The 13802-nt window shown below is 44.6% G+C and carries 5 protein-coding genes and 1 pseudogene; all 6 read left to right on the top strand.

Going from position 1 to position 13802, the window contains the following annotated elements; all coding sequences use genetic code 11:
* Positions 1 to 83: 83 nt before the first annotated feature.
* Positions 84 to 2327, top strand: a pseudogene (locus NST83_RS22520) (amino acid adenylation domain-containing protein); the annotation flags it as partial.
* Positions 2328 to 2381: 54 nt separating this feature from the next.
* A complete protein-coding gene (locus NST83_RS22515) occupies positions 2382 to 9629 on the top strand; it encodes an amino acid adenylation domain-containing protein (RefSeq protein ID WP_342418024.1) in 7248 nt (2415 codons plus the stop codon).
* Between the two features lie 101 nt (positions 9630 to 9730).
* Positions 9731 to 10465, top strand: a complete 735-nt coding sequence (locus tag NST83_RS22510) for a response regulator transcription factor (RefSeq protein WP_342415719.1) — start codon at positions 9731 to 9733, stop codon at positions 10463 to 10465.
* Positions 10462 to 11538 (top strand): sensor histidine kinase, encoded by a 1077-nt coding sequence (locus tag NST83_RS22505; protein ID WP_342415718.1) that lies wholly within the window; start codon positions 10462 to 10464, stop codon positions 11536 to 11538. The genes NST83_RS22510 and NST83_RS22505 overlap by 4 nt, the downstream gene beginning before the upstream one ends.
* A gap of 138 nt (positions 11539 to 11676) precedes the next feature.
* Entirely contained in the window at positions 11677 to 12453 is a 777-nt protein-coding gene (locus NST83_RS22500) for an ABC transporter ATP-binding protein (protein ID WP_137060489.1), read from the top strand.
* The gene (locus NST83_RS22495) at positions 12428 to 13783 is read left to right on the top strand and encodes an FtsX-like permease family protein (protein WP_137060488.1); all 1356 of its coding nucleotides are present in this window, start codon (positions 12428 to 12430) and stop codon (positions 13781 to 13783) included. The genes NST83_RS22500 and NST83_RS22495 overlap by 26 nt, the downstream gene beginning before the upstream one ends.
* Positions 13784 to 13802: the final 19 nt, after the last annotated feature.

The following is a 13802-nucleotide window of genomic DNA, read 5'->3' as shown; positions in this document are numbered from 1 at the left end:
TTCTGCGTGCTTTTTCCGTTCATTCTGTGCCAATTGAAAATTTGTGCTACCTGCTCGCAGCTTGATGTCATTACACACAATGGGAGGTATATAAATTGTCTATTTTCAAGGAACATGAACTGTATTGGGAACAAATGCTCAGTCCCGAGGATCGGATGAACTCGTTACCATATTCCAGTCTGAACTCAAAAGAAGCTGACGCTGGCTCTATTTCCCGTTTGCATCACATGTCTTTTTCGTTATCCGCGCAAGTTTCTGAGCGTATCCTGTCTATGTCGAAGGGTACTCCTATGGCTATTTATTTGATTTTGCTGGCTGGCGTGGAGTGTCTGATATATAAATATACTGGGGAAGAGCAGATCATTGTAGGCATGCCGGCTTTACAGCAACAAGCTACTACAGAGCTTCCAATGAACGAATGCCTTCCTGTCAAAACGAGGCTGAGCCGATCCAGTACGTTTAGATCCGCCTTTTCCGGGCTTAAAAAGACGGTAACAGAAGCGCTTGAGCATCAAAATCTTCCGTTTCGGAAAATGGTGAAAAATCTGAGCCTCACATATACAGCGAATCATACTCCTGTTTTTCATACCGTTGTTTCCTTACGCCATCTTCATGTGGAGTCATGTGACGAACGGATTTCTTCTGATGCATGGTTTCAGTTTGAGCATGTAGAGAATAGCATTCAATTAACATTGTCCTGTAATGCAGAATTGTACGATCACGCGTATATGAATCAGCTCGTTCAGCATTTGGAGCACATACTGTCTCTTATTTTATTTGGGCCGGATTTGCACTACGGCAGTGTGGGATTGTTGTCCTCCAGTGATGCGGCACAATGGTTAGCATTATTTAATAACACTGCTATCGAATATCCTGAGGGAAAAACGATACACCAACTGTTCCGTGAACAAGCAGAGCGCACACCGGACCATCTAGCCATTGTCATGGAAAATGTACAGATTACATATCGTGAGTTACATGAACGCTCTAACCGTCTGGCGCGCACTCTAAAGTCCAGAGGAGTTGGAAAAGAACAATTCATTGCTCTGATCACAGACCGTTCTATTGAAATGATTGTAGGTATTTTAGGTATCCTGAAGGCAGGAGGCGCCTATGTTCCTATTGATCCTGCATACCCGGAGCAGCGCGTGAAGTATATGTTGACTGATTCGGCAGCAGACATGGTTTTAATTCAAAAGCATGTCGCCGTCCCGTCAGACTACAGCGGAGAAGTTGTTTATCTCGATGAACTAGCTGCATATGATGAAAATACTGCTGATCTGGATGATACGGGTAATACGCATTTGGCCTATTTAATTTATACCTCAGGCACAACTGGCACTCCTAAAGGAGTGATGATTGAGCATCATAGCATCACCAATACCCTGCAATGGAAAGCACAGTCGTATGCATTCACGGAAGAACATCGTGTTTTGATGATGAGCAACTTTGTGTTTGACTCCTTTATTACACATCTGTTCGGTCCGCTAATTTCAGGGTCTACCATCTATTTGCTTGATGGACAGCAGAGTGCAGATGCTTTTGCAATTAAGGAGGCGGTCGGACGCTGGAAAATCACTCATTTGCAGAGCACGCCACAATTTTTATACCGTATTTTGGACATGATGGATGTCCGGGACGTATCTTCATTAAAAAATGTAGTTGTCGGTGGTGAAAATATCACCCCAGCGCTTATCCGTCATTTAACTGGACTTAACGAGCAGATCGAGATTTGCAATGAATACGGGCCAACTGAAAATAGCGTCATCACTACTATGCGGAGAATGAGTGCTACAGACCATGCCATTTCCATCGGGAAGCCGATTGCCAATACTACAATTTATATTTTAAATACGGAGAATCAGCTTCAACCTGTCTATGTTCCAGGAGAGCTGTGTATTAAAGGACCGGGCCTTTCAAGAGGTTACCTCCATTTACCGAAGGAAACAGCGGAGAGATTTACGGAGGACCCTTTTGTTCCCGGCGGCCGTATATACAGAACAGGCGATTTGGCACGCTGGCTACCTGACGGCAGCATTGAGTACCTTGGGCGAATAGACAACCAGGTCAAAATCCGCGGTTATCGGATCGAACCGGGCGAGATCGAAGAAGCTCTATTAAGCATGCCCTCTATTCGAGAAGCCGTGGTAGTTACACACGTAAATGGAGAAGGTATTCCGCATTTGTGTGCTTATATTGCAGGCAGTGGAGAATGTCGGACGTCAGATATCCGCAGCGCCCTGTCGGAAAAAATCCCGGAATATATGATTCCTGCTTTTATTGTGAAGCTGGAGCAGATGCCTCTTACGCCAAACGGAAAAGTGGATCGTAAAGCGCTCCCGGCTCCCGAAGAACAAATTCAGCGAGAAAATGATAAATATATGGCTCCTCGAACCGCTGTAGAAGAGACACTTGTTACGATTTGGCAAGCCGTGCTTGGCGTTTCTCCCATCGGCATCCAGCATCATTTTTTGGATCTCGGCGGTGATTCTATTAAAGCGATACAAGTATCCTCCCGGTTATACCAGGCTGGCTACAAAGTAGATGTAAAGGATTTATTCAAATATACAACCATTGAATTGTTAAGCCCACATGTCCAAAAGGTTAGCCAGACAGCAGACCAAGGAGAAATCAGCGGGCCGGTCATGTCTACACCTATTCAGAGATGGTTTCTGGAGCGCCAGACCGAAGACTCTCATCATTTCAATCAATCCTTTATGCTATATAGAAAAGATGCTTTTCAGGAAGAAGCACTGCATGCAACGTTAAAAGAATTAGTAATACACCACGATGCACTGCGAATTGTTTTTCATGAAGCCGACCACGGCTATGAGGTCTGGAACCGTGCGGTTGGAGATGGAGAGCTTTACGGTCTAGACGTATTTGACTTTCGTGAACATACCGATGCAGGTGAGGCTGTTGAGCGAGCGTCCAGCCGGATTCAGTCCAGTTTTCAGTTAAATAAGGGGCCTCTTGTTAAAGCTGGATTGTTCCGCTGTATGGATGGCGATCATTTACTAATCACCATTCATCATCTAGTCGTGGATGGCGTCTCTTGGCGTATTTTGCTGGAAGATTTACAGAAGGCTTACGAGCAGGCTGTGAAAGGAGAGCGTATCCAGCTTCCACTCAAAACCGACTCTTTCCAGCTATGGTCAAAGCAACTGCAAGAGTATGCGAACAGTTCCGAAATAGAGAAAGAACGTAATTACTGGAGGGACATCAGTACAATTCCGGTATTACCGCTGCCAACAGATTTGGATAGGGGAGTTTCCAGAGTGATGGACAGTGAGGTGGTTGCTGTGCGTTGGACTGCAACTGAAACTGAACAATTGCTGAAATATGCTTATAAAGCTTACTCGACGGAAATAAACGATTTGCTGCTGACAGCACTAGGGATAGCGGTTAATAAGTGGAAAGGATTGGGGAAGGTTGCTGTTCATTTGGAAGGACATGGACGTGAGTCGATGATTCCCGGTCTGGATATTACACGCACGGTAGGGTGGTTTACGAGCCAATACCCGGTGGTGCTTCAAATAGATGCAGACCATGAACTGTCCAGACAAATCAAACAGACCAAAGAAATGCTGCGGCAAATGACGAACAAGGGCATGGGTTATGGCTTGCTCCGTTATTTAGCTGCTTCGAATACACATGACATTTGCGAAATCCGACCCGATATCAGCTTCAACTATCTTGGACAGTTTGACCAAGACATGGAGAACAGCAGCATCCAACTGTCGCCTTATTCCAGTGGACCGGATATGAGCGCCCTTCAGGAAAGACCTTACACCCTGGACATCAATGGAATGATTACAGGAGGAGTATTGTCGATGGGGATTGGGTTCAGTAGAAAAGACTACAGGAAAGAAACAATGGAGCAACTCGCTGAATTGATGCATGACAGCTTGCTGGACATCATTACCCACTGCACACAGAAAGCGGCATCTCCTGAGCTTACGCCAAGCGATATTATGTTGACCGGGATCACAATGGCTGAGTTGGAGCAACTGACCCGAGATACGGCAGAAACAGGTACAGTTGAAAATATATATCCGTTGACCGCTATGCAAAAGGGGATGCTTTTTCACAGCTTGGCTGCTCCTGATTCGGGCTCATATTTTGAGCAAATTACGTTTGATATGCAGGGTGAGCTAGATGTGCGCGTTTTCAGGGAAAGTCTTCGTCAAATCATAGACAGGTATGACATCCTGAGGACCAACTTTTATTTTGGCTGGAGGGATACCCCGTTGCAAGTGGTGTACCGTGAGAAAGAACCGGCCCTGCATGTTGCAGATATTCGGTATATGACGAACGAGGATGCCAAACAGTGGACGGAAATGTATGCAGCCAATGATAAAATGCGCGGTATGGATCTTGCATCCGATGCGCTCATGCGGATTTCCATATTTCAAAAAGATGACACCATTTACCACGTAGTCTGGAGCTTCCATCATGTACTTATGGACGGATGGTGCGCACCGATTTTGTTTAATGAATTGCTTGAAATATATTATGCCAAGCTTCGTCATACTCAAGTGGAATTGCCTCCAACAGCTCCTTACAGTGAATATATCTCTTGGCTGGAAAGACAAGATCATGCCAAGGCTTCCCTTTACTGGAAGGGATATTTGGAATATTATGAAGGACAGGCCGTACTTCCAGGGGCAGATACAAGTATACATCAAGGATACGAGCTTGCCGAAACCGCATTCGAATTAAGCACAGCACTGACTGACAGTCTGAAACAACTGGCTAAAGAAAATCATGTAACCCTGAATACACTTTTACAAACGGTCTGGGGGATTGTGCTGCACAAATATAATGGGACCCCAGATACTGTATTTGGCAGCGTTGTTTCGGGCAGACCAGCTGAAATCCCCGGCATTGAACGAATGATCGGCTTGTTCATTAATACGATTCCGGTTCGTATTCGCTGGGAGGAAGGAGAGGTTTTCACTCAGTTGCTGCAACGTAACCAGCAGCAGGCTGTGGCATCAGGAGCCTTTGATACGTATCCGCTTTATGAAATTCAATCCGAGCTGGTACAGAAACAACAACTTATTACTCATATTATGATCTTTGAAAATTATCCTGTAGAACAACAACTTGAAGACAGCGGCTTGCCAAGCGCGGATCGTCTTGACATTCTTCACGCTGAAGTTCAGGAGCAGACGAACTATAATTTTAATATCATTGTAGTTCCGGGTGAGAAAATCAGCATCCGCTTCAACTATAATGCGCGTGTCTTTCTTGCGGAAAATGTGAAGCGCATAGGTGAGCATGTGCACCATCTCTTGCAACAGATTGTGGACAAGCCGGATAGCAAGCTGGCGGAATTGCAGCTTTTGACCGTAGAAGAGACAAGGCAGACACTGGAACAGTGCTATCACGCAGCCGGGCCTGGATGTACCGAGAAAACGATTCATCAGCTATTTGAGGAACAAGCAGAGCGTTACCCTGATCATGTTGCACTAGTGCATGGCGATGTTCAATTAACGTACCGTGAGCTGAATGAACAGGCAGACAGACTTGCCCAAAAACTCACTGCTTACGGAGTCGAATCTGAGCGAATCGTCTGTCTGATGGCTGATCGTAGCCCGGACATGATCATCGGCATGATAGCAATTCTCAAAGCGGGTGGAGCTTATATGCCAGTAGATCCGACATATCCGCAGGAGCGAATCCGTTATATGTTAGAGGACTCAGGCGCCGATATTTTGCTGCTACAAAGCCATTTGCAGGAAAAGGTAGCCTCGTTCTTTAGCGGCACGTGCATCGTTTTTAATGATGAAACCGGCCCTCTAAATGAGCAGAAGGAGAAATTATACAGGCAGACAAAACCACGTATGGCCCATTCGGACTCGCTGGCCTGCGTCATCTATACTTCAGGCACAACGGGCAAGCCTAAAGGAATATTGACAACTCATCGTAACATTATCCGAGTGGTGTATGAGAGTGATTATATTACAATTAAACCAGAAGATAGGATATTACAATTGTCCAACTATGCATTTGACGGCTCCACCTTTGACATTTATTCAGCTTTGCTTAATGGAGCTGGCTTGGTGCTGATTTCAAAAGATGCATTGCTGGATATGGATAAGCTGACGAAACATATGGCTGCGCATAATGTCAGCGTTTTGTTTGTTACGACCGCTTTATTTAACGTTATGTTTGATATATACCCGGACCGCCTGGTTTCACTCCGTAAAATTCTTTTCGGGGGAGAACGTGTGTCTGTAGATCATGTTAGGAAAGCATTGAGTTACCTTGGACCAGACAGGCTTATCCATGTTTATGGGCCGACAGAAAGTACAGTCTTTGCAACCGCATATCACGTCAATGATATCACAGAACACAAAGCAGTCATTCCTATTGGATACCCGGTAAGTCATACGAGCACTTACATTGTGAATGAAGTAGGACAGCTCCAGCCACCAGGCGTACCAGGCGAATTATGGGTGGGTGGGAGTGGACTTGCCCGCGGGTACCTCAACCGGCCAGAGCTGACATCCGAAAAATTTATTCCCAGTCCTTTCTCCCCTGGAGAGAGAGTCTATAGAACCGGAGATTGGGTAAAATGGCTCCCGGACGGTGCGATTGAATATCTGGGCAGAATAGATCATCAAGTTAAAATAAGAGGTCACCGCGTGGAGATTGGAGAGATTGAAACTCGGCTCTTAAATATTGAGCAGATTCAGGAAACCATTGTCATTGCCATAGAACAGGAAGGCGGGACCAAACATCTGTGTGCTTACTACACAAGCAGTTCCACCCTGACATCGGAACGTATAAGAACGATATTGAAACAGGATATGCCTGCGTATATGATTCCGGCCTTTATCATTAAGCTTCCAGCCATGCCACTGACTTTGAATGGAAAAATTGACCGTAATGCACTCCCTGCTCCTGAAAACAGTGTGAAAACCCCTGGAAGTGGATATGCAGCACCACGAACGGAAACAGAGAGCTTGCTGGTTGAAATCTGGCAGCAGATTTTGGGAGTGCCACAGGTAGGCATCCATGATGATTTTTTTGATCTGGGAGGGGATTCGATTCAATCGATTCAGGTATCTTCCAGACTGTCTCAGGCCGGATTCCAGCTGGAAATGAGACATTGGTATACGAGTCAGACGATTGCAGAGTTAAGCGTACATGTGGAACAAATGAATGATAAGGTAGATCAAGGTCCAGTGAGCGGCACGGTTCGATTAACCCCCATTCAGCGGTGGTTTCTGGAAAGCCCGGATAATGTAAATCCTCATCATTTTAATCAATCCATGCTCTTTGCCGGGGTTGATCGTCTGGATCTGGAAGCTATTCATCGGGTCATGCGGCGTATTGCGGAACATCATGATGGACTGCGGACCGTATTCCGCCGGAGCGGTGAACAATACATTCCTTACATTCGGCAGGTCGATGAAGGAGAGCTCTATACGCTGGAAGTCAGGGATTGTATCCAGTTAAACAATCCAGCTACTGCTATTGAGGAAGCGTCCAACCGGGTACAAAGCAGCATTCAATTGGACATTGGCCCATTGGTTAAGCTGGTTCTGTTCCGTTGTAATCCTAGCGACCATTTGCTGATTGTAGTCCACCATCTTGTTATGGACATGGTGTCCTGGAGGATTTTACTAGAGGACATTACATCAGGGTATGAGCAAGCAGTCAACGGGCAAGCTGTAACTTTCCCTCCCAAAACTGCGTCCTTCCAAAACTGGGCGGAGGCGCTCCATGCTTATGCATACCAGCCGCAGTTGCAGCATGAGCGTGCGTATTGGCAGGAGGTTACATCCCAGGGAAGTCAGCCGATTCCTAAGGATTACACGGAGAAGGATTCCCTTGTCAAAGACACGGTAACCATCACTATAGAGTGGTCGAACGAAGAAACGCGGCAGCTGCTTACACAGGTTCATCAAGCTTATGATACAGACATTCAAGATTTGCTGCTCGCTGCATGGAGCCAGGCACTGTACCAATGGAAAAATCTTTATCAGACGATAATACATTTGGAAGGTCATGGCAGGGAGGCAATCATTCCCGGAATTGATATCACACGTACAGTTGGCTGGTTTACGACTCAATATCCGGTCAGACTCGTGGCAGATGCGAACGATGATATTTCACAGCATATATTGAAAACAAAGGATAATTTACGCCAGATTCCGAATAAGGGTATCGGCTTTGGAATACTGCGCTATATATCCGATTGGGCGCAAGAGTTCAAAAACGCCATACAGCCGGAAGTCAGTTTTAATTATCTTGGACAGTTTGACCAAGAGCTGCAGAACAGTGCGATTGATATTTCACCATATTCCAAAGGAAATGATGTAAGTGAGATGCAACAAAGACGCTATGTACTGGATATTGTCGGCAGCATCACCTCCGGCAAGCTCACACTGGCTATCAGTTATAGCACAAAACAGTTCCAGAATGTATCCATTCAACGGCTTGGAGACCTTATGAAGGACAATCTGCGAACGATCATTAAGCACTGTGTTCGTCAAGGTGAAAACCTTCGTATACCTTCTTCTGAGGATATAAAGTATACAGGCTATATAGAAAAACCAAACGAATTTGCTGACAGATTGCTTCATTCTCCTTGGATGGATGGTGTGACAGGAGCTGTTTTGGTTTTGGTTCAAGATAACAAAATTGTTGTGAATCAGGGGTGCGGTTATACCGATCTGACACGTTCTACAAAGGTAGATCCAGCTACTACGCTGATGAGGGTCGGGTCCATCAATAAAATATTTACATCGGTCGTTATCCGGCAATTGGCAGAGCAGGGTAAATTGGATATAAATGCAAAGGTTCGTTCTCTCATCGAGGACATTGACATTCCTGGAGCGTTTAACGAGTCGTTAACTTTGAAGCATCTACTGAATTATGAATCCGGTTTGGATCATCCGGATTCGGGGATGGATGACCTGATCAGGGGCGAAGTCCCTTCGATTATGACATTGAAGCAGTTTATCTATAAGTATATGCCTGCTGTTGTTCATATTCCTGGGGAACAATATCAATATAGCAACTTTGCTTACACTATTCTGGGGTACATCATTGAACAAATTACAGGCATGTCATGTGGGCAATATGCCCATAGCCACATCCTTCAGCCACTCGGGATGAACAGCAGTAGTTTCACACTGCCAGCAGAATGGTCAAATAGATTAGCGAAAGGTTACCATCCTGACCAGCAGCTTGTTCCAGCTTATCCGTATAGCCCAATAGACACGGCCACAGGAAGTCTGGTGTCCACCGGGGACGATATGGCCCGTTTCATGCTTGCGATGCTGGGGGAGGGGGCTTATGGTGGTAGTCGTATCTTAAGCCGAGAGTCGGCTCAAGCTTTAATGTCCGTAAAACCGGACATTAAAGCAGGCAAGCCTTACGGACGAAACGGATTCGAGATGAACATCCATCCAGAATACGGAAGCGAACGTATTTTGGTTAAGAGCGGCAACTTTCCCGGCTTTAGTGCGTTGATGTGGCTGCTTCCGGACCAGAAGACCGGAGCCTTCCTGATGTGCAATCAAAGTATAGTAAATAAATTTGAACTGTTCGAAGCATTTGCAAATTATTTTTGTCCGTCTGCTAGGAATAGAAAGAAATTATATGTGTAGTGATAAATAACGGGATTTAACGAGTATAACTTTCATTTTAGCCGCCATCCTATGGCGGCCTTTTTGTACGAAAGAGAAAGCATTGAAAAGGAGGAAAAGCTTTGTACCGAATTTTTATCGTAGAGGATGACGACAAAATCAGTCGTATTTTACAAAAGAATATGGAGAAGTATGGATTTGAGTCTGTTTGTGCAGAGCATTTCCAGGAGCTCTTGTCGGAGTTGGAGGCTTTTGCTCCACATCTTGTATTGTTGGATATTAACTTGCCCTATTACGATGGTTATTACTGGTGTCGTCAAATTCGTTCCCGTTCCAGTATTCCTATTATATTCATATCGGCGAGAGCTGGAGAAATGGATCAGGTTATGGCCATCGAACATGGTGGTGACGATTATATTACTAAGCCAATCCACCTGGACCTGTTGATGGCAAAGGTGAAAAGTGTATTTCGGCGGGTCTATGGGGAATATGCGATTGGCGGACAAGTACATCTTGCACAGCAAGGGGCACCGCAACCTGACTGGAATGTGAACGGTCTTCAGCTTTACAGCAGCCGTAATGAGCTGGTATGGGGAGAGAGACGGATGCAACTGACCAAAAATGAACAATTGCTTTCGGAATGTTTTCTCCAACATTCGGGTCAGGTTGTTACCCGTGAGCAATTGCTTGAAGCGTTATGGGATGATGTACAGTTTGTCGACGACAACACTTTGACGGTAAATGTGACACGCTTACGGAAAAAGCTAGAGGAGTTGGGCCTGCCCAAAGCCATTGAAACGGTTCGCGGACAAGGGTACAAGCTGGATGTAGCTGCTGAAATGCGGGAGGAATTATGAGGAAAGGGCCTAAAATTAATTTTATTCGGGACCGTTTCATATATATCGGTCTGTATTTGATTGTTACGGCATTGGGAGTAGGCTTTATGCTACTGGAAAAGGCACATCAGCCTGGGCGTGATGACATGGGTTCAATTCCTTATTTTATTATTTTATCTTCATTTTTGCTGATCAGCTGCTTAATATTTGATTACTTACGCCAACGTCGTTACTATGCGCAGCTGCGGGGTGCTCTTGAACGCTCCGATGAATTGCAGGCGACAATCATCGTTCAATCCTCAATTACCAGTGAACAACGGATGATTACATTCCTGCTGGAACAACAATACAACGCTTATATGAACGAGCTTCACAATTACCGTCGTCAGCAAGAGATGCAAAATCATTTTGTCATGCAATGGGTGCATCAGATGAAAACACCATTATCCGTAATAGACTTGCTAGCTCAAGAGATGATAGGGCATAAATACTCGAAACCAGTGGATATGAAGCAGCTATCGCTGAGTGTCCAAGAGGAAACCGAGCGTATGACCAGCGGACTGGAAATGATGCTGTATACAGCCCGCTTGAACAAGTTTGAAATCGATTTGCATCTTCGTACCACGGCTCTCCACGACTTAATCCGCTCGGTGATAAACGCACACAAGCGTCTTTGTATAAGGTACTCCATTTTTCCCAGTATTGATGGTGAAATGTGGATTGAGACGGATGAGAAGTGGATGACTTTCGTGCTAAACCAGTTTGTCAGCAACGCGATTAAGTACAGTAAAAGTAAATCAGGGAACAAGACGCTCAAGTTTTGGCTTAAAGATAATAGAATGGGGGGGGGAATCCTTAAGGTCACAGATGAAGGGATTGGTATAGCAGACTACGATCTTCCCAGAATTTTTGACGCTTTTTTCACCGGCGAGAACGGACGGATGGCGGGTGAGTCAACGGGCATGGGCTTGTATTTGGCTAAAGAGGTATGTACCCGGCTTGGACATGGTTTGTCAGTTACGTCTGTCTTAGGCAAAGGGACAACGTTCACGATCACTTTTGAGAACAGTGGAATTCATATGATTCACAATTAGATTACTGAGCAAAGTGACAATAATGTAAGGTAGCTTTATGCAAATTGTAAGAGAAATCGATGGGGCCACACGTGAGTGTACAGCTATACTAAAGCTACAAAGAACATTTAATATTTTTTAAAGCGGGAGGATAACTGAATGAGTGTACTACGTGCTGAAGGGCTTGGGAAAACTTATAGTTCTAAAGGAAATATAGCTTATAAAGCACTGGAAGATATTAATTTGCATATTGAATCCGGGGAATTCGTTGGCGTTATGGGACCCTCAGGCAGCGGAAAGACAACTCTGCTCAATCTACTAGCTACGATAGACAGTCCTACGTCAGGACAAATTGAAATTGGAGGTATTAATCCGAATCGACTGAGTGACCGGAAATTGGCTTTATTCCGTCGCCGCAAGCTCGGTTTTGTCTTTCAGGATTTTAACCTTTTGGATACTTTGTCTTTAAAGGAAAATATTATTTTGCCCTTGGTGCTGGACGGCACTTCTACGCAACTTATTGAACAACGTCTCAAACCACTCGCAGAATGGCTGCAAATCGACAGTATTTTGTCCAAACGTACACATGAAGTGTCTGGTGGTCAAAAGCAAAGAGCAGCCATTGCAAGGGCCTTCATTCATGAGCCCTCACTGGTGCTGGCTGATGAATTGACAGGTAATCTGGATTCTAAAGCAGCCAAAGACGTCATGGATGCTCTCAAAGATATGAACGAGCGATTGCACGCTACAGTACTTATGGTTACACATGATCCTTTTTCCGCAAGCTATTGCCAGCGAATTGTCTTTATTAAAGACGGAAGGCTGTTTTCCGAAATACGCCGCGGTGCGAACCGTCAGGCTTTCTTTCAACAAATTTTGGATGCGCTCAGCGTCTTGGGAGGGAATTTTGATGACGTTCCGTTCGCTCGCATTTAGTGGCATTCGGGGAAACTGGCGCTCTTACAGTGCATTTTTTATGAGCAGTGTATTTTCTGTTATGATTTTTTACATTTACGCTTCATTTCTTGCTCATCCAGACGTCGTCAACGGTCATATTATTGCAGCAGATAAGGTAAGGCAGGGCATGATTTTTTGTGAGTATATTATCGTTGGTTTTTCCTTCCTGTTTGTGTTGTATGCCAACTCAGCCTATCTGAAAACAAGAAAGCAGGAGTTTGGTCTTTATTCGCTGTTCGGAATGACACGTATGCAACTTCGCAAACTGGTCATTTATGAAAATATGATGATTTCCGTTTTGGCCATCGGGTGCGGAATCGTACTTGGTATGCTGTTCAGCAAACTATTTTTTATGGCTCTCGCTGCGTTGCTCGATATGAAGGAGCCAATTAAGTTCGCTGTACCTTTGGAGGCGGTGTGGTTCACAGTTGGGGGATTTCTAATATTATTCACTATAACATCTTTGAGCACAGTGTTCAGAATAGGAAGAACTGAGATTGTTGATTTATTCAAAGCCTCACGCCGCTCTACGGGCGAACTGATCTATTCTCCGTGGCTGGTGGCGCTCTCAATTGTTTGCCTGGCAACTGGATATGGTATCGCTATGACGTTCAACGGATCCAATTTTTATTTATTGGACGCTCAAGCATTCATCTTGATGACACTGCTAATATTGATTCCTGTCACATTAGGAACGTATTTATTTTTTTCCCAGTTTAGTGTTTTGCTGCTTAGCTTTATTCGAAAACGCCATCAGATTTATTATCATCGAACGAATATGGTCATTGTTGCACAGCTTGGTTACAAGATCAAAGACAATGCACGGATGCTGTTTATGGTGTCAATTCTCAGTGCAGTCATTTTAACGGCTTCCGGTGCTTTCTACATTCTGGTCAAATCCGTTCAATATGAATATTTAAAGGAAATCGCTTCACTGACTATGTTTATCGGTATGTTTATCAGTCTACTGTTTTTTATCGCCTCAGGAAGTATGATTTATTTCAAGCTTTTCACAGAACTTCAGGAAGATCAGGCTCAATTCAGAGCATTGTTGCGTATCGGAATGACAGAGCAGGAAATTCGTAAAATCGTGGTGACACAATTAGCGATTATCTTTTTTGTCCCTTGTATTGTGGGCATTCTCCATGCTCTGTTCGCTATGAAAGCTTTAGAAAACATTTTGACATACTCCAATTGGAGTTATTCCTTTGTTGTTATTGGTGTATATCTTATCATGCAAACCATTTATTTTCTGCTTACCTGCCACGATTACATGAAAAGTATGATGAAAGGAGCTGTATTGCAGTAGCATGATCATAAAATTAAAC

The sequence above is a fragment of the Paenibacillus sp. FSL R10-2782 genome (genome assembly GCF_038592985.1).
In the GTDB taxonomy this organism is placed as follows: domain Bacteria; phylum Bacillota; class Bacilli; order Paenibacillales; family Paenibacillaceae; genus Paenibacillus; species Paenibacillus terrae_C.
Note: the sequence above shows the minus strand (reverse complement) of the source record. Positions and strands in the feature narration are given on the sequence as shown.